The organism is Rhizobium sp. BK491 (assembly GCF_014194925.1).
In the GTDB taxonomy this organism is placed as follows: Bacteria; Pseudomonadota; Alphaproteobacteria; order Rhizobiales; family Rhizobiaceae; genus Rhizobium.
Window position 1 is genome coordinate 172,267 of the sequence record NZ_JACIAR010000002.1, and the last position, 16,490, is coordinate 188,756.

At 60.4% G+C, this 16,490-nt stretch carries 18 protein-coding genes; 11 read left to right on the plus strand and 7 right to left on the minus strand.

Translation table 11 applies throughout. The annotated features are described in order from the left end of the window. Positions 1 to 2 precede the first annotated feature (2 nt). Positions 3 to 608, minus strand: coding sequence for an HAD-IA family hydrolase (locus FHX05_RS08685; RefSeq protein ID WP_183871316.1), 606 nt, complete (start codon positions 606 to 608; stop codon positions 3 to 5). Positions 609 to 757: 149 nt separating this feature from the next. Here FHX05_RS08685 and FHX05_RS08690 point away from each other — a divergent pair, with 149 nt between their 5' ends. Then, complete coding sequence (locus FHX05_RS08690) at positions 758 to 1,783, plus strand: histone deacetylase family protein (RefSeq protein ID WP_183871317.1); 1,026 nt, start codon at positions 758 to 760, stop codon at positions 1,781 to 1,783. Positions 1,784 to 1,881: 98 nt separating this feature from the next. Then, the gene (locus tag FHX05_RS08695; protein WP_183871318.1) at positions 1,882 to 2,796 is read left to right on the plus strand and encodes an EamA family transporter; all 915 of its coding nucleotides are present in this window, start codon (positions 1,882 to 1,884) and stop codon (positions 2,794 to 2,796) included. A gap of 54 nt (positions 2,797 to 2,850) precedes the next feature. Here FHX05_RS08695 and FHX05_RS08700 read toward each other — a convergent pair whose 3' ends face one another. After that, entirely contained in the window at positions 2,851 to 3,435 is a 585-nt protein-coding gene (locus FHX05_RS08700) for a TetR/AcrR family transcriptional regulator (RefSeq protein ID WP_183871319.1), read from the minus strand. A gap of 139 nt (positions 3,436 to 3,574) precedes the next feature. Between FHX05_RS08700 and FHX05_RS08705 the strand changes: the two genes are divergently transcribed. After that, a complete protein-coding gene (locus FHX05_RS08705; protein WP_112609219.1) occupies positions 3,575 to 4,132 on the plus strand; it encodes a DUF308 domain-containing protein in 558 nt (185 codons plus the stop codon). A 159-nt stretch (positions 4,133 to 4,291) separates the two neighbouring features. On the opposite strand, the gene FHX05_RS08710 is transcribed toward FHX05_RS08705, so the two are convergent. Beyond that, positions 4,292 to 4,759, minus strand: a complete 468-nt coding sequence (locus FHX05_RS08710; RefSeq protein ID WP_183871320.1) for a truncated hemoglobin — start codon at positions 4,757 to 4,759, stop codon at positions 4,292 to 4,294. Positions 4,760 to 5,012: 253 nt separating this feature from the next. On the opposite strand from FHX05_RS08710, the gene mbfA reads away from it, so the two are divergent. Both mbfA and FHX05_RS08720 read left to right on the plus strand, forming a co-directional pair. Then, a complete protein-coding gene (gene mbfA / locus FHX05_RS08715) occupies positions 5,013 to 5,996 on the plus strand; it encodes an iron exporter MbfA (protein ID WP_015338476.1) in 984 nt (327 codons plus the stop codon). A 119-nt stretch (positions 5,997 to 6,115) separates the two neighbouring features. Further along, positions 6,116 to 6,304, plus strand: a complete 189-nt coding sequence (locus tag FHX05_RS08720; protein ID WP_112399686.1) for a hypothetical protein — start codon at positions 6,116 to 6,118, stop codon at positions 6,302 to 6,304. Positions 6,305 to 6,422: 118 nt separating this feature from the next. Here FHX05_RS08720 and FHX05_RS08725 read toward each other — a convergent pair whose 3' ends face one another. Both FHX05_RS08725 and FHX05_RS08730 read right to left on the minus strand, forming a co-directional pair. Next, positions 6,423 to 7,022, minus strand: coding sequence for a transglutaminase-like cysteine peptidase (locus FHX05_RS08725; RefSeq protein WP_015338478.1), 600 nt, complete (start codon positions 7,020 to 7,022; stop codon positions 6,423 to 6,425). 235 nt (positions 7,023 to 7,257) lie between these two features. Then, positions 7,258 to 8,067, minus strand: coding sequence for an alpha/beta hydrolase (locus FHX05_RS08730; protein ID WP_183871321.1), 810 nt, complete (start codon positions 8,065 to 8,067; stop codon positions 7,258 to 7,260). A 277-nt stretch (positions 8,068 to 8,344) separates the two neighbouring features. Here FHX05_RS08730 and infC point away from each other — a divergent pair, with 277 nt between their 5' ends. From infC to pheT, 6 genes are all read left to right on the plus strand, one after another. Then, a complete protein-coding gene (gene infC, locus FHX05_RS08735) occupies positions 8,345 to 8,881 on the plus strand; it encodes a translation initiation factor IF-3 (RefSeq protein ID WP_181476247.1) in 537 nt (178 codons plus the stop codon). Between the two features lie 322 nt (positions 8,882 to 9,203). Then, a complete protein-coding gene (gene rpmI, locus FHX05_RS08740; RefSeq protein ID WP_012759782.1) occupies positions 9,204 to 9,407 on the plus strand; it encodes a 50S ribosomal protein L35 in 204 nt (67 codons plus the stop codon). A gap of 37 nt (positions 9,408 to 9,444) precedes the next feature. Beyond that, positions 9,445 to 9,849 (plus strand): 50S ribosomal protein L20, encoded by a 405-nt coding sequence (gene rplT, locus FHX05_RS08745; protein WP_112336785.1) that lies wholly within the window; start codon positions 9,445 to 9,447, stop codon positions 9,847 to 9,849. Positions 9,850 to 9,880: 31 nt separating this feature from the next. Next, positions 9,881 to 10,138 (plus strand): hypothetical protein, encoded by a 258-nt coding sequence (locus FHX05_RS08750; RefSeq protein WP_246698888.1) that lies wholly within the window; start codon positions 9,881 to 9,883, stop codon positions 10,136 to 10,138. 38 nt (positions 10,139 to 10,176) lie between these two features. Further along, positions 10,177 to 11,259, plus strand: coding sequence for a phenylalanine--tRNA ligase subunit alpha (gene pheS / locus FHX05_RS08755; protein WP_112336784.1), 1,083 nt, complete (start codon positions 10,177 to 10,179; stop codon positions 11,257 to 11,259). Between the two features lie 16 nt (positions 11,260 to 11,275). After that, complete coding sequence (pheT, locus tag FHX05_RS08760; protein WP_183871322.1) at positions 11,276 to 13,699, plus strand: phenylalanine--tRNA ligase subunit beta; 2,424 nt, start codon at positions 11,276 to 11,278, stop codon at positions 13,697 to 13,699. A gap of 249 nt (positions 13,700 to 13,948) precedes the next feature. Here the strand turns inward: pheT and FHX05_RS08765 are convergent, their stop codons facing one another. Together FHX05_RS08765 and pbpC are read right to left on the minus strand one after the other, a co-directional pair. Beyond that, on the minus strand, positions 13,949 to 14,308 hold the full coding sequence (locus FHX05_RS08765; protein ID WP_183872393.1) for a nuclear transport factor 2 family protein: 360 nt from the start codon (positions 14,306 to 14,308) through the stop codon (positions 13,949 to 13,951). A 93-nt stretch (positions 14,309 to 14,401) separates the two neighbouring features. Further along, a complete protein-coding gene (gene pbpC, locus FHX05_RS08770; RefSeq protein ID WP_183871323.1) occupies positions 14,402 to 16,489 on the minus strand; it encodes a penicillin-binding protein 1C in 2,088 nt (695 codons plus the stop codon). Position 16,490 lies beyond the last annotated feature (1 nt).

Here is a 16,490-nt window from a genome sequence, read left to right on the forward strand (position 1 = left end):
TTTCAGCGCGAAAAGGCCGCGAGCGCATCTTCCAGCTTCGAGCCTGGCGCCCAATGCATTGCTTTCCAGCCGAATTGCCGGGCGGCTTCGATATTGGCGGGGTAATCGTCGATGAAGGCGATGTCGCCGGGCGCGATGCCGACGCGCTCGGTCGCCAGCCGGAAGAACTCCGGCGCCGGCTTCTGGTAACCCAGCATCGCAGAATAGAAGATGCCGTCGAAATAGTCGGAGAGCCTGAGATTCTCCATCAGATAGGCGGCACGCATATGCTCCTGATTGGTGGCGAGGAACATCTTCGTTCCCCCGGCCCTCAGTGCGGCGAGGTCCTCGAGCAGGCCGTGGTCCAGGCGAGAGTCATTCTCGAACCAGTAGTCGATCAGGGTTCGGGCGCTAACGTGGGGCGCAATCTTCCCGAGAACCTCAGCAAGCCTCGGCTCGAGCGCATCGCGGCCGGTGACGATGTCAGGCCAACAGGTTTTGAAGAATGCCTCTTGCAGCGCCTCAAGCCGCAAGCCCAGATCGCGCTCCAGATAGGTGAACAGCGGCAGTCCGTCACCCGGGCGGCCGTGCACCAGCACGCCGTCGACATCGACCATCAGGAGTTTCATGCCGCCGCCTCCAATTCCTCGAACGTGGGCGGAAGGTGCAGTTGTTTGCAGCAGCATTCAAGGCCACATCCCGCTCTTTTTTCCGGGGCGCGATGCATGTAAGCCTTCGTGTTATCAGCAAAACAATGCCGGCGATGGAGGAGGGGACGATGCGCGTCATTTATTCGGAGGATCACAAGCTGAGGGATGCCAAGACCGAGCTGCATGATGGCCAGCTCGTCACGCCCTTCGAGGCACCCTTCCGCGCCGAATGGATCCTCGCCGCCGTAAAAGAAGCCGGCTTTAACGATGTCGTCGCGCCTGAAGCCCATGGGCTGGAAACGGCGCGCAAGGTCCATGATCCCGCTTATCTCGATTTTCTCGGCGTGGTCTGGGAGCGCTGGGTCGCCGCTGGCTACAAGGGCGAAGCGATCGCCAACTCCTTTCCCGTCAGGCGCACCAGCCAGCGCGTGCCCGACAATATCGTCGGCATGATCGGCCATTATGCCAATGCTGCCGATACCTCCATCACCAAAGGCTCCTATGAGGCTGCGCTCGCGTCCATGCGCTGCGCCCTGACCGGCGCCGATTGGCTGCACGCCGGCAATCGCTTCGCTTTCGCCCTCTGCCGCCCGCCCGGCCATCACGCCGGCATCGATCTCTTCGGCGGTTATTGCTTCATAAACAATGCCGGCGTCGCGGCGCAGCGCCTGCGTGATCATGGCGCCGCCAAGGTTGCCGTGCTCGATGTCGATTTCCATCACGGCAACGGCACGCAGGACATATTCTACCGGCGCGGCGATGTTTTCACGGCGTCGCTCCATGGCGATCCCATCCATGCCTTTCCCTATTTCCTCGGCCATGCCGATGAGAAGGGCGAGGGCAATGGGTTGGGCGCCAACCGCAATTACCCCATGCCGCGCGGCACGCCATGGGAAGTCTGGTCGGCGGCACTCGATGATGCGCTCGCCCGCATCAAGCTATTCGGCGCGGAGGCGATCGTGCTCTCGCTCGGCGTCGATACGTTCGAGCGCGATCCGATTTCCTTCTTCAAGCTGACCTCGCAGGATTTCGTCCGCATGGGTGAGCGCATCGCGGCCGCCGGGCTGCCCGTCCTCGTCTGCATGGAGGGCGGTTATGGCGTGCCCGAAATCGGCCTCAACGTTGCAAATATGCTGAAGGGTCTCGAGGCTTGAGAGATGCTTGCATCAAACTGCCTGATTGCAGGATGAAAAGTTTGAATTTGTCAGCATAAGTCTGAGCTTCTAAAAAGCCTCGCCTGATGGGAGAGGTTATGGAACAGAAGCTTGTCGAGCGTGGCACGGATGGCGGCGCGGCCTTGATGCCGCATCCGGATGTTGCGCCATCGACCGGTGGCATTGCCGCCGGCGTGCTGATGTGCGTCATGTCCATGTCGTCAGTCCAGTTCGGCTCGGCACTGTCCTCCCCGATCATCCATGCCTATGGGCCGGCGGGCGCGACCTGGCTGCGGCTCGTCTTCGCCTCTATCGCGCTGGCAATCATCGTTCGGCCCAAGATCATGAGCTACAGCCGCTCGCAATGGCTCGGCGTGTTGGCGCTCGGCACCGTATCGGCGCTGATGACGACCTCCTTCTTTTCGGCAATCGCGCGCATTCCCTTGGGCCTTGCCGTTGCTATCGAATTTCTCGGGCCGTTGCTGGTCGCGACCCTCGGCTTCGGGCTCAGCCGCCAGCTTCTCTGGCCGATCCTTGCGGCAATCGGCGTTCTGCTGCTGGCCTATGATGGCGAAGAGTGGGTCGGCAATCTTCCCGGCATCCTCTTTGCCATCGGTGCCGGAGCGGGATGGGCCTGCTACATTCTTTTGACGAAGAAGGTCGGCAATGCCTTTGAGGGACTCGAGGGTCTTTCCATGTCCCTGCTGATCGCAGCGGTCGTCTCCACGCCCTTCGGCTATGCCTCTGCGGTCCCTAATCTGACGGCCTTCGGCCTTCTTGAAATAGCCGGCTTGGCGTTGCTCGTGCCGCTGCTACCCTATGTGCTGGAAATGGTGGCGCTCAAGCGCATGCCAACATCTTCCTTCGGCATCCTCATGAGCCTCGAACCCGCCATCGGCGCCGTTGCCGGGTTTGTCATTCTGTCGCAGCCGATGACGGCGTCTCAGATGTTCGGCACCGCGCTTGTGGTTTCCGCGAGTATCGGGGCGACAGTTTTCGCCACGAAAGCCTGAGACTGGTGGGCGTAAGCCGTCGTTGCTTTGAGTTTGGTCCCGGCAACTTCTCCGTCAATCCGGGGCTTGAAGCCTGGCGATCTGGGGTGCAACGATTGCGATGAACAGTCCTGGATCGCCGAAAGCTCTCGCCGAGAGCATTGCCCCATGAACCGAAGCCATCAGGATTTGCGCCTCTTCCTCGGGTCGCTTGTCCAGCTGGAAGAAGCCATTCTCGGTTCCAGCCTGCAGCACCGACGCAAGCCATCCTGCAAGGTTATGAAAATGGCCACGTACCTGGGATGCGACATCCTCCGGCAGCATCTGCATCTCGCTGGCGAGCATCGCACAGACGCAGAAGGGCAGCGAGGCGTCCCGAATGCATGAGTGCCAGTAGCTCACATAGGCCTGCAGCTGTTCCGCAGGGCTCGAGATTCCTTCGCGCAAAGACTTCAGACCCGTTTCCGTCTGCTGCCTGTAACGGCCCACGAGCACCGAAACCAGTTCGGCCTTTGTTGGAAAGTGATGGTGGATGCTCGCCTTCCGGATACCGATCGCGGCGGAGATGTCGGCATAGCTGAAGCCGTTGTAGCCTCCGGCCACGATAAGAGACTGCGCAATGTCAAGAATTTTTTCTGAAGTTGAAACTACTGATTTCATGTCGCTGCCTACCTTTTGGTAGGTGGATTGTCAAGATTGCCACACCACTTCTGGCTGTCACGAAACCGTGTTCGAACCCGCGTTGACTCGGTGAGTTTGTCTTCCTACTAGTAGGTAGTCAAATACAAGGAGCCTCCCGATGCAAAGCCGCATTTCACCCCAGCCCAACTGGCTGCAGTCCTACTATTTTACACGTGCCCTGTTCTCGATCGCCTGGATTGCAGCCGCGATCCTCCTCAGTGCAAAACCGCCATCCGTCGCGTTTCTGCTGGTTATCTATCCTGTGTGGGATGCCCTCGCCAATCTGGTCGACGCCCGGGTTAACGGCGGCCTGAAGGTCAATCCGTCCCAAACATTGAATGTTGTCGTCAGCATCATCACGGCGCTCGCCGTTGTGGTAGCCACCGACAATAGCACCTATGCCGTTCTGGCCGTGTTTGGGGCTTGGGCGATCCTCTCGGGCCTGCTGCAACTCTACACCGGCGTAAGGCGCTGGCGTATCTATGGCGCTCAATGGGTAATGATCTTGAGCGGTGCGCAGTCGGCGCTTGCCGGCGGTTTCATGCTCAGTCGATCCCTCGGCACCGTCGCGCCGACAATTCTGGATATCGTTCCCTATGCGGCATTCGGAGCCTTCTACTTCCTGCTTTCTGCAATCTGGCTTGCGGTCGCAGCCTATCGCAAAGCACATGCATAGGTGCTGCCTGATCTGGCGGCGGGTTTGAAGCGGCTTGCCGCCGTCAAGAGAATCGTATCGATCACTCATGCCGCAGTTGATGCCGACGAAGTTCCGAACTTCATCGATCGCGTGCCCGTCGGCATCTGCTGTCGAATTCCATATTTTCGCCGGCCTGCCTTAAGCCGTCGTCCTCGCGGGATCGTCCAGCGCAGGATTATAGAAGAGCGAGAGCGTCAGGCTCTTGGCGATGCGTTCGGCTGTCGCCATGAACCAGGCTTTGGCCTCCGCCGAAGGTGCGATGTCGCCAAGCGTTTCGGAGAAAAGCGCCAGCCACTCAGGAAAGAGATCGGCGCTCATTCCTCCGACGCCGAGATGCGCCTGCACCGGTTTGCCGCCATAGGCGCCGTTCTTGAAGGCGACGGAGGACCAGAAGCGTTTCATCTTCTCCATATGATCCGGCCAGCGTCCGGCAAGGCGTCCCTCGAAGACTGGCCCGAGCCGCGAATGTGACTGAACGCGTCCATAAAATGTATCGACCAGCCTGTCGATGAAGGCAGCATCGATGCCTATGCGCGCCATTTCCGCCTCGGCTTTCTCGCGAATGCCGGCGAGGTGAGCTGCGCGGGCTTGTAGTTCCTGTTCCATAATAGTCTCCTGGCTCGGGCTAGACATCGCCGCAAGCCGCATCTGTCTGCATCTATGTAAGCAATTTGCCGGCCACGCCAAGCGTCATCGGAATGTTGCGGCAATCTGTCAAACCATCTCGCGATTGCTGATGTTGTCGCGATAAACCGTGAATTCTTCGGCGCGCAGCCCAGACGGCAACACATCCGCGCTTGACCAGCGCAATCACTGACTTTAGATTTAGAATAATTCTAAAGTCATAAGGTTGCCCCCGATGCTGCTCGGCCTGTTTCGCCCGTCCAAACGTCCTTTCACCTCGCTTTCCGAACAGGAGATCCTCGCGATCGCCATTGCGGCGGAAGAGGATGATTCGCGCATCTATCTTGCCTATGCAGATACGCTCCGTCCGCACTATCCTGAGTCCGCCAAGGTTTTCGAGGATATGGCCGAGGTCGAGGACAGCCATCGCAAGACGCTGATCGATATGCATCGCCGCCGCTTCGGCGAGCGTATCCCGCTGATCCGGCGCGAGCATGTGCATGGCTTTTACGAACGCAAGCCGGATTGGCTGCGCAAGAACCTCTCCCTCGATGCCATGCGCAACGAAGCCGAGGCGATGGAGCAGCAGGCCTATAATTTCTATGTCGAGGCGGCCAAGCAGGTCTCCGACGCCTCGACACGCCAGCTTCTCGGCGATCTTGCGCTTGCCGAGCAGGGCCACGAAGACGTCGCCCGCATGCTGGGCGAGAAGCACACGCCGGAAGAGGTCAAGCACGAGGAGGATGCACAGGCACGCCGCCAGTTCGTGCTGACCTACGTGCAGCCGGGTCTCGCCGGGCTGATGGACGGTTCCGTCTCGACGCTCGCACCGATCTTCGCCGCCGCCTTTGCCACGCAGCAGACATGGCAGACCTTTCTTGTCGGCCTGTCGGCGTCGGTTGGCGCCGGCATTTCGATGGGTTTCACCGAGGCGGCCCATGACGACGGCAAGATCTCCGGCCGCGGTTCGCCGATCAAGCGCGGCCTTGCCTGCGGCATCATGACGGCGCTTGGCGGCCTCGGGCACGCCTTGCCCTATCTCATTCCGCATTTCTGGACCGCGACGATTACTGCGGCCGTGGTTGTTTTCTTTGAGCTCTGGGCCATCGCCTTCATCCAGAATAAGTATATGGAAACGCCGTTTCTGCGGGCTGCCTTCCAGGTCGTCCTCGGCGGCTCGCTTGTGCTGGGTGCCGGCATTCTGATCGGAAATGGGTGAGGTAGGGCGAGGACATTCTCAGATCACGAAATGTTAAAAGTCGGAACGCCTTCCACTGCCATCGGTTAGCAATACGAGGCCGCTCTTGGCCTCGTATGCAAACCAAAGGAGATGATCCAATGGCAAACCAAGGTGGAACTCACGAGCAGCATGTGAAGGCTGGCCAACAGAGCCACAAGAACATGGACAACGATAATACGAGGAATGCTTCGTCGAGCGGCTCCCGCGAGCAGCACTCTGGCGGCTCGCGCGGCGGCACGCACGAGCAACACGTCAAGGCAGGCCAGCAGAGCCATAAAAACAGCTGACGTTCGTGGTGATGACCAATTCGCCCTTGCATGAAAGTAAGGCGCGTTTTCATACATGATGAAAAAACGAAAGGCCGGTCGAGGGGCCGGCCTATCTGCGTTTGACAGTTTGGCTTTCTTACTTGACGGCGCCGACGAGGACGTCGTTGCCGTTCTCGATGGTCACCCAGCGGCCGGCATTGAAGCTCGCTTGGCGCTTCAGGTACGAATAGGGGGTCTGGTTCCAGACCTTGATCTCGTCTTCGAGATTGTCGAGGATGAAATCGCCCTGTTTGGTGCGCAGCGTCAGCACCGCATGTCCCTCGCCATCGGGCTTGCGTACGACCGTCATCAGTAGATTGGATGCGGAAATGCCGCTCTGCATCAGCATCCTGCGCTTCAGAAGGGCAAAATCCTCGCAGTCACCGGCGGTTTTCGGATATTCCCAATATTCTTCCTGTCCGTAGACTTCCATGTCTGTCGCCGGATGGATGGTCTTGTTGACGCGCAGGTTGACCTGATTGACCAGCGCCCAGGCGGCGGCGTTCATGTCGACAGGGCCGATATTGCGGGTCGGGCCGCACTCGTCCGTATGTCTCTGACAAAAGTCGTAGTGCCCGATCGGCTGGGAGGTCACGTTGCCGACGGTCATCGAAGCGCCCTGCTGAGGTGCTGGCATCGCCGCCGACGACATCGCAACTATAGCAGCGAAGGCAATCAACAAGCCCTTTATACGCACGCCCACTATCCTTGTATCGTCCCTGCATTTGTTAACAAATTGTTAATGTAGGGGGGTGCGCGAAGTCAATCGTTACTTAAGTGTTAACGCGGGAACCGGCTCATATGGTTAATTTCGGCACAATCAAGGGAATAGTTGCCACAATCCTCTGCTGCCTGCGATTATGCGGCCGCGCGCATGCGGCGTCGGCCAAAGGAGGCCGCGCACTAAGAGGCCTGCAGGTATCTGCTTGTTTTTACGGCGTATTATGCAGCGCTAATGTCTCGGCCACAGCGAGCATGCGCTCCAGATCCTGCGGCCGCGACAGGCGGTGATCGCCATCGCGCACAAGTGTTAACACCACATCGTCGGCCGGCAGGTGCTCGACCAGCTTTAACGAATGCGAAAAAGGCACGTCGGCATCCTCCATGCCCTGCAATATATGTACGGGGCAGCCGGTCTCGATGATGCCGGTGAGCACGCGATTGGCTCGGCCGTCCTCGATGAGCGCGCGGGTGAAGATGTTCGGCTCGGGGCTATATTCCGAAGGCTCATCAAAATAGCCGCGCTCTGCCAGGGAGCGCCGCTCGACGTCGGAAAGATTGGGTTCGATGAGGTCGATGGTGAAATCGGGCGCGGGCGCGATCAGCACGAGGCCTGCAATAGTGGGTGCTTTCTTGCGCTTGCGCAGTTCCTGGATGGCCCTGAGCGCGATCCAGCCGCCCATCGAGGAGCCGACGAGAACGATCTTCTTCGGCTTGGTATGGTCGATGACGGCAAGTGTCTCTTCCAGCCAGCGCGAAATCGTGCCGTTGGTAAACTTGCCGCCGGATTGGCCGTGACCGGAATAGTCGAAGCGGATGCAGCCGATACCGAGCCGCGCGGCCAGCGCATCCAGTTCCAGTGCCTTGGTTCCGCTCATATCGGATCGATAGCCGGACAACCAGACGAAGCTGACATTCATGTCGCCCTTACCGGCTACGCGCTGAATGACGGCGATCTGGCGCTCGCTGTCGCCCGTGCCAACGGGAAGAAAGATCGGTCGGATGGTTGCGGTCTCGGACATGGAAAGCTCCCGGATTTTCTGCCCTATAAAACAGATTCGCGCTCGCGTGACCTGAAAAATCCTCGATCTTTTGGCTGGGCTCTCTACATAAATGCGCAGGATACTGTGTCCTTCGCGCATCTCGCGCTTCCGCGACACTCTATTGACACGCGGGAGGTGCTTTTTTCCTGCTGTCATGCTATTGACTTCAACACAGCTTTTACGACATTTCCGTCAGTTGCGCCGACGGGGAGCGAGAGGCTGCAGCTATCCGAAACAATTCGTGGAGAATACGACCATTCGCAGACCCTTTAAAACCGATGCGCCCGTAAAGGACGGGCCACGTTCCAACAGGGAAATTCGCGTTCCCAAAGTTCAGCTCATTACAGCTGACGGCCAGAATTTGGGCGTTGTGCCGATCGACCAAGCATTGAGAATGGCAGAGGAGGCCGGTCTCGATCTGGTGGAAATTTCCCCCAATGCTGATGCGCCTGTGTGCAAGATCCTCGACCTGGGCAAGCTGAAATATGCCAACCAGAAGAAGGCCGCCGAAGCGCGCAAGAAGCAGAAGATCGTCGAAGTCAAAGAAATCAAGATGCGTCCCAACATCGACACCCATGATTATGAGGTGAAGATGAAGGCGATCGGCCGTTTCTTTGAGGAAGGCGACAAGGTGAAGGTGACCTTGAAGTTCCGTGGCCGCGAAATGGCCCACCAGGAACTCGGTATGAAGCTTCTTCAGCAGGTCAAGGAAGATACGCTCGAGATCGCCAAGGTGGAGGCCGAGCCCAAGCTCGAAGGCCGCCAGATGATGATGGTGCTTGCGCCCAAGTGAGGCGCAAGTCGGAGTAGAGAGGCCGGAGCCGTCCCTTGGACGGCTTTTTCCTTTTGTGCGGCATGGGCCATGCCTGTCATCGATCTGCAAAGATTCCCGCATTGGCACCGTTGCACTTGAAGGCAAGTGCGGTTATAAGCGCGCGTCCGAACTGACCGGCAGGGCATGCCGTGGCAGTTCAGAATGCTGGTGGAGCGGTTCGTCACCGTATCCGCCGTTCAACAACAAACGCTCCGGCACCTTGTTGCAGCCCGGTCAGTTCCGGATCTGTGGGAAGGGCTTTTAAGCAAAGCAGGCCAGGAAGCATCGAAGGAGTAGCAAAATGCCCAAGATGAAGACGAAGTCCTCTGCCAAGAAGCGGTTCAAGATCACCGCATCCGGCAAGGTCAAGGCAGCCGCTGCTGGCAAGCGCCACGGCATGATCAAGCGTAGCAACAAGTTCATTCGCGATGCCCGCGGCACCATGGTTCTCGCAGAACCGGATGGCCGTAAGGTTATCAAGAACTACTTGCCGAACGGTCTCTAAGACTATTCGTAACGCTATAGACTAAGGAGATCATGAAATGGCACGCGTAAAAAGAGGCGTTACCGCCCACGCCAAGCACAAGAAGGTTCTGAAGGCAGCCAAGGGCTTCTACGGCCGTCGCAAGAACACCATCCGTACCGCCAAGGCCGCCGTCGATCGTGCAAAGCAGTACGCTTATCGCGACCGCAAGGTTAACAAGCGCAACTTCCGCGCCCTCTGGATCCAGCGCATCAACGCTGCCGTCCGCGAGCATGGCCTGACCTATGGCCGCTTCATCGACGGCCTGACCAAGGCTGGCATCGAAGTTGACCGCAAGGTTCTTTCCGACATGGCAATCCATGAGCAGGAAGCTTTCGGCGCGCTCGTCGTCGCTTCGAAGAAGGCACTTGAATACCTCAAGGAAGCCGGCACGAAGAACGAGTTCGAAGCAGCCGTTAACTAACGCTGCCTCGCACGTCTTTCGTAAATTCATTATGAAACCCGCGCTGGCGAAACCGGCGCGGGTTTTGTGTTTTGCAGCATATGCTTTTCCATCGTGTCAGGCTGTCTTGTTGGGCGAGGCTCGAAAATGGGTCGCGCGTCGGGCGACAAATACCAAGTACCGTATTCTTGGCGTGTTTTTGTCATTTGCCCGGTTGATTGGCCGCTTCCACATGGGTAGTGATCTGCAGCGCCTCATCGTTGCCACAAGCAGTCTGATGTGGGCGTTCATCCATTATTCCGCGGAATGAGCGGCGTTCCAAGCCCGCCGCCCGCAAGGCAGGATCAGATGACGGAACTCGTAACACTCGAAACCCAACTCATGGCCGAGGTGGCTGCGGCGAACGACGAGCAGGCGATCGAGGCGGTCAGGGTTGCCGCGCTCGGCAAGAAGGGCTCGGTTTCGGAACTGCTGAAGACGCTGGGCTCCATGTCGCCGGAAGAACGGCAGACACGCGGCGCAGCGATCAACGCGCTGAAGAACGCCGTCACCGACGCGATCAACGCCCGCAAGAGCGAGCTGCGCGATGCGGCGATCGAGGCGAAGCTGAAGGCCGAGACCGTCGATGTCAGCCTGCCGGTCCGCTCCTCGCCGACTGAGCGCGGCCGCATCCATCCGATCAGCCAGATCGTCGACGAAATCACGGCCATCTTCGGCGATATGGGCTTCTCGATCGCTGAGGGCCCCGATGTCGAGACCGATTATTATAACTTCACGGCGCTCAACTTCCCGGAAGGGCACCCGGCCCGCGAAATGCACGACACTTTCTTCTTCCAGCCGGATGAAAAGGGTGAGCGCAAGGTTCTGCGCACGCACACCTCGCCGGTGCAGATCCGCACCATGGAAGCGCAGAAGCCGCCGATCCGTATCATCATCCCCGGCAAGACCTACCGCCAGGATAGCGATGCAACGCATTCGCCGATGTTCCATCAGGTCGAAGGCCTCGTCATCGACAAGACGGCGAACGTCGCCAATATCCGCTGGGTACTCGAAGAGTTCTGCAAGACCTTCTTCGAGGTCGACAATGTGACGATGCGCTTCCGCCCGTCCTTCTTCCCCTTCACGGAACCGTCCTTCGAGGTCGATATCCAATGCGACCGCTCCGGCCCGATCGTCAAGTTCGGCGAAGGCACCGACTGGATGGAAATCCTCGGCTGCGGCATGGTGCATCCGAACGTACTGCGTTACGGCGGCCTCGATCCGGACGAGTATCAGGGCTTTGCCTGGGGCATGGGCCTCGACCGCATTGCCATGCTGAAATACGGCATGCCCGACCTGCGCGACTTCTTCAACGCCGACGTCCGCTGGATGAACCACTATGGCTTCCGCCCGCTCGATATGCCGACTTTGTTCGGCGGTCTGAGCGCGTAAGGAAGGGATAAAGCACATGAAATTCACACTCTCCTGGCTGAAAGAGCACCTGGAAACCGACGCCACGCTCGACGAGATCTGCGCCCGCCTGACGATGATCGGGCTGGAAGTGGAAGAAGTGGACGACAAGGCCGCATTCAAGCCCTTCGTCATCGCCAAGGTTCTCTCGGCCGAAAAGCACCCGCAGGCCGATCGCCTGAAGGTGCTGATGGTCGACACCGGTAGCGGCGCGCCCGTTCAGGTGGTCTGTGGCGCCCCCAATGCGCGCGCCGGCCTCGTCGGTGCCTTCGCGGCCCCCGGCACCTACGTTCCCGGCATCGATGTGACGCTCGCCATCGGCAACATTCGCGGCGTCGAGAGCCGCGGCATGATGTGCTCGGAAAAGGAGCTGGAAATCTCCGACAGCCATGACGGCATCATCGATCTGCCGGAAGATGCGCCCGTCGGCACGAGCTTCGCTGCCTATGCCGGCCTCGACGATCCGGTCATCGAGATCAACCTGACACCGAACCGCCCGGATTGCACCGGCGTCTATGGCATCGCCCGCGATCTCGCCGCCTCTGGCCTTGGCACGCTAAAGCCCCGCCTCACGCCAACGTTTCCTGTCCAAGGTGAAACGCCGACCGAACTCAAGATCGAGCTCGACGATATCAGCCTTTGCCCGGGCTTTGCGCTTCGCCTTGTGCGCGGCGTCAAGAACGGCCCGAGCCCGAAGTGGATGCAGCAGCGCCTGCTCGCGATCGGCCTCCGTCCGATTAGCGCGCTGGTCGATATCACCAACTACATGACTTTCGACCAGGGTCGGCCAATGCACGTCTTCGACGCCGCCAAGGTCAAGGGCAATTTGGTTGTCCGCCGCGCCAAGGAAGGTGAAACCGTGCTGGCGCTGGACGAGCGCGAATACAAGCTCAACCCCAGCAACGTCGTCATCGCCGATGACAATGGTGTCGAGTCGATCGGCGGCATCATGGGCGGGGAGCATTCCGGCTGCGACGAGAACACGACCGACGTGCTGATCGAATCGGCACTTTGGGACCCGATGAACATTGCCAAGACGGGCCGCAGCCTCGGCATCATCACCGACGCGCGCTATCGCTTCGAGCGCGGCGTAGATCCGGAATATATGGTGCCCGGCCTTGAGCGCACCACGGAGCTGGTGCTTGCCTGCTGCGGCGGCACGGCTGCCAAAGCCCGCGTCGAAGGCTACAAGGGTTATGAGGCGAAGGTTGTCGATTTCCCGCTGTCGGAAGTCAAGCGCCTGACCGGCCTCGAAGTTTCGGCCGATGAAAGCAAGTCGATCCTGACGAAGCTCGGCTTTTCGGTTTCCGGTTCGGGTGAGCGTGTCTCCGTCGCGGTACCCTCCTGGCGCCCGGATGTTGACGGCAAGGCCGATCTCGTCGAAGAAATCATGCGCATCCATGGCGTCGACAATATCAAGCCGCAGCCGCTCACAAGCCATACTGCCGTCAACGGCAAGATCCTGACGACGCTGCAGATCCGCACCCGCACCGCCAAGCGGGCGCTAGCTGCGCGCGGCATGCTAGAAGCTGTCACCTGGTCCTTCATCTCGGAAGATCAGGCCAAGCTCTTCGGCGGCGGCTCCAACGCGCTGAAGCTTGCGAACCCGATCGCCGCAGACATGTCCGACATGCGTCCTTCGCTGCTGCCGGGCCTGCTATCGGCTGCGCAGCGCAATGCCGACAAGGGCTATGGCGACGTCGCGATCTTCGAAGTCTCGGGCACCTATGAAAACGACACGCCTGAGGGACAGCGACGCGTTGCCGGGGGTATTCGCCGCGGCACGGCATCGCTTGCCGGCGCCGGCCGCATGTGGTCGAACGCCACCAGGGGCGGCGGCAAGCCGGTCGACGTTTTCGACGCCAAGGCCGATGCTCTGGCCGTCATCGAGGCTTGCGGCCTGCCGATGGGCAATATTCAGATCGAGCAGGGCGGCCCGACCTGGTATCATCCCGGCCGCTCCGGCACCATCAAGATGGGTCCGAAGGTCGTACTCGGCTATTTCGGTGAATTCCATCCGAAGACGCTGGAAGCGCTCGACGTGTCGGGCGCTCTTGCCGGCTTCGAAGTCTACATTGATGCCATGCCCGAACCGAAGAAGAAGGCGACCCGCACCAAGCCGGCGCTGGAGCTTTCTCCCTTCCAGGCCGTCAAGCGCGACTTCGCCTTCGTGGTCGACAAGTCGGTGGAAGCCGGCGCCATCATCCGCGCCGCCGCCGGTGCCGACCGCAAGCTGATCACCGGCGTCAACGTCTTCGACATTTTCGAGGGCGCATCGCTCGGCGAAGGCAAGAAGTCCATCGCCATCGAGGTGCAGATACAGCCGGCTGAGCGCACGCTGACCGACGAGGATTTCGAGGCGCTGACGCAGAAGATCGTGGCGAACGTCACCAAGTCGACGGGTGGGGCGCTGAGAGCGTAATCGGCTGCGGTCGAGTTCGCGGAGGGTCTGTCACCCCTCTGTCGCTATCGCGACATCTCCCCCACAAGGGGAAGATTGGTAACTCGCGGAATCTTCTCGCGTCGATCAAATATCGAAGCTGCAGACACTGAAGCTTTCAGGTTCGAAAGAGCGTGCGGCATACTCCCAACAATCTCCCCCTTGTGGGGGAGATGTCACGAAGTGACAGAGGGGGTTATCAGGGACACGGCATCCTCGGTGCCGCCTCACCTACCGATGCAGATGATAAACCTTGTTCACCACACTCCACCGGCCATTGATCTTCACCAGCGATAGATAGTCCGAAAACCGCATCCCGGCGAATTCGTCGACGACCTTGACGCTTGCAGCATCGCCTTCGATGTCGATCAATTCTATATCCATCAGCGGAATGGTGCCGGGCGGCGCGCTGCCTTCCTCGACGATCGCGGCAATGAATTCATCCCGCGTCATCCATTCCACCGCGCCTTGATAATTGCCGATGATCGCTGCTCGCGGATGGAAGGCCTTGCGCAGCGCCGGCTCGTTCGCGAATGCCATGCCATCGACGTAGAGATGAACAACCGCGCGGATTGCCTGCTCTTCCGACATCTTGTCATTCCTCGTTTGAGTCATGTCTAACATATCATAGACACCGCCGACTGCCAAAACGCTGGCACCATGATCGCAATGATTTGACGACGTCTATTCCACGAAGACGCGCACGCTTGCCGCGCGCCCGGCGGCATCGATGACGGTCAGCGTCGAATAGCCGGCGCCATCGGGTGTCCATTGGTTGGTGCGGCGGCGCGACATGTCGGGCAGCGGCTTGCCGTTGGCGAGCCAGCGGAACGGCGCCCTGCCACCCTGCAGCTTCAACGCCAGCGGCATGATCTGGTCGTTGCCGCCGCTTGCCCCGAGATCGACGCGCGCACCTTCCGGCGGATAGACGATCTGAGGCGCCGGTTCGCGGCTGGAGGCAGCCAGCAGCCCGGCGGCGGTCACGGAAAAGCGTCGCTGACTGATCGGCAGCTCGGTCGGCGCGATGCGCACGGCGCCCATCGGAGCGGCAGGGAAGGGGGTTATGGCAACGCCCGATTTGGCGAAGGCCTCGAACAGGATGGGTGCGGCCGAAACATAGCCCGCCAGCCCCGGTACGGCGCCATTGTCCGGACGGCCGACCCAGACGCCGAGCACATGCGCGCCGTCATAGCCGATCGACCAGGCATCGCGATTGCCGTAGCTGGTTCCGGTCTTGTAAGCGATGCCGAGCTGCTTGCTGCCGCGCGGGGCAATGATGTCGGAGAGAATGTCGGTGATGTTCCACACCGCGATCGGCTCCATCAGTGGCTCGCCGTCGATCGGTCCCGGCTCGTCCTGCACGCCATCGCCGATCCGCATGGCCTTGCCGCGATTGGCAAGCCCGGCATAGAGCTGCACGAGATCCTTCAGCGTCACGCCGACGCCGCCGAGGCCGATGGCAAGGCCCGGAGCTTCGTTCGGCGGCAGCTTCGGCTTCACCTCGGCACGGCGGAAGCGCACCAGCAGCCGCGTCGGCCCGACCGCGTCGAGCAGGCGCACAGCCGGTACATTGAGCGACAGCTGCAGCGCCTGGCGCACGCTGACATCGCCCTGGTAGCTCATGTCGAAATTGCGGGGACGATAGCCGTAGAAGTCGGCGGGGCGATCCTCGATGATCGTCTCCTGGGCCACATAGCCCTGCTCGAAGGCGAGGCCATAGATGAAGGGCTTCAGCGTCGAGCCGGGCGAACGCAGCACGCGGGTCATGTCGACCCAGCCGGCGCGCGAGGAATCGAAATAATTCGCCGAGCCGACTTCACCGATGATCTCGCCGGTCTTGGCGTCGGCCATGATCATGGCGACAGACACTTTTGGTCCGAGCCGCTTTGCCGCCGCATCCGCAACGGCTTCCAGGCCCTGCTGCACATCGCGCCGCAGCGTCGTCTTATGCTTGATGACGCCAGACTGCTTGCGCAGTGCCAATTCGGCGACATGCGCGGCATAGGCCGGCAGTTGCAGGCGCTGAGCAGGAATTGGTGAAAGCGAGGCACGTTCCGCTTCGCCTTCGCCGATAACGGCAGCCACGGCCGCGCGCTCGAGCACGCGGTGGCGGGCGGCTTGGGCGGCGGCGAGATTGCGGTCCGGCCGTCGCTTTTCCGGCAGCTGCGGCAGGGCGACGAGAAGGCCTGCCTGCGCGACGGTCAGGTGTCGTGGCTCCTTGCCGAAATAGGCAAGGCTCGCGGCCCGCACGCCTTCCAGATTGCCGCCATAGGGGGCATGCGTCAGATAGAGATCGAGGATCTGTTCCTTGGTCAGCCGCCGTTCGATCTGGATGGCACGGACGACTTGCAAGAGTTTCGCCGTCATCGAGCGCTCGCTGCGGGGCTCGATCAGGCGTGCCACCTGCATGGAGAGCGTCGAGCCGCCTGACACGATGCGGCCATGCGTGAGGAGTTGGAGGAAGGCGCGGCCGATCGCCATGGGATCGACGCCATGGTGATCGTAGAAGCGCCGGTCTTCATAGGCGACCAGCATACGCAGAAATTGCGGATCGACATCGGCAACGCCGGTCTTCAGCCGCCAGCGCCCCTCGGGCGTGGCGAAGGCGCGCAGGAGATCGCCGTTGGCATCGAGCACTTCGACGGACACCACGCGGGCATTGTCGAGCGGCGGCGGATAGGCGCGGTCCGCGGCTTCCAGGCCGAAGACCAGAGCCACCGCCGTCAAGACGGTGGCTCCAAAGCCGATCGCAATTTTCCACCGCGCCTTCATG

Excerpts from the sequence above, each read along its gene's own strand:
- FHX05_RS08750 (WP_246698888.1), top strand. The coding sequence starts at position 9,881 with ATGAAACCCGCGCTGGCGAAACCGGCGCGGGTTTTGTGTTTTGCAGCA.
- FHX05_RS08700 (WP_183871319.1), bottom strand. The coding sequence starts at position 3,435 with ATGAAATCAGTAGTTTCAACTTCAGAAAAAATTCTTGACATTGCGCAG.
- mbfA (WP_015338476.1), top strand. The coding sequence starts at position 5,013 with ATGCTGCTCGGCCTGTTTCGCCCGTCCAAACGTCCTTTCACCTCGCTT.
- FHX05_RS08695 (WP_183871318.1), top strand. The coding sequence starts at position 1,882 with ATGGAACAGAAGCTTGTCGAGCGTGGCACGGATGGCGGCGCGGCCTTG.
- pheS (WP_112336784.1), top strand. The coding sequence starts at position 10,177 with ATGACGGAACTCGTAACACTCGAAACCCAACTCATGGCCGAGGTGGCT.
- FHX05_RS08690 (WP_183871317.1), top strand. The coding sequence starts at position 758 with ATGCGCGTCATTTATTCGGAGGATCACAAGCTGAGGGATGCCAAGACC.
- FHX05_RS08765 (WP_183872393.1), bottom strand. The coding sequence starts at position 14,308 with ATGTCGGAAGAGCAGGCAATCCGCGCGGTTGTTCATCTCTACGTCGAT.
- FHX05_RS08705 (WP_112609219.1), top strand. The coding sequence starts at position 3,575 with ATGCAAAGCCGCATTTCACCCCAGCCCAACTGGCTGCAGTCCTACTAT.
- rpmI (WP_012759782.1), top strand. The coding sequence starts at position 9,204 with ATGCCCAAGATGAAGACGAAGTCCTCTGCCAAGAAGCGGTTCAAGATC.
- pbpC (WP_183871323.1), bottom strand. The coding sequence starts at position 16,489 with ATGAAGGCGCGGTGGAAAATTGCGATCGGCTTTGGAGCCACCGTCTTG.
- FHX05_RS08685 (WP_183871316.1), bottom strand. The coding sequence starts at position 608 with ATGAAACTCCTGATGGTCGATGTCGACGGCGTGCTGGTGCACGGCCGC.
- FHX05_RS08730 (WP_183871321.1), bottom strand. The coding sequence starts at position 8,067 with ATGTCCGAGACCGCAACCATCCGACCGATCTTTCTTCCCGTTGGCACG.
- pheT (WP_183871322.1), top strand. The coding sequence starts at position 11,276 with ATGAAATTCACACTCTCCTGGCTGAAAGAGCACCTGGAAACCGACGCC.
- FHX05_RS08720 (WP_112399686.1), top strand. The coding sequence starts at position 6,116 with ATGGCAAACCAAGGTGGAACTCACGAGCAGCATGTGAAGGCTGGCCAA.
- FHX05_RS08710 (WP_183871320.1), bottom strand. The coding sequence starts at position 4,759 with ATGGAACAGGAACTACAAGCCCGCGCAGCTCACCTCGCCGGCATTCGC.
- rplT (WP_112336785.1), top strand. The coding sequence starts at position 9,445 with ATGGCACGCGTAAAAAGAGGCGTTACCGCCCACGCCAAGCACAAGAAG.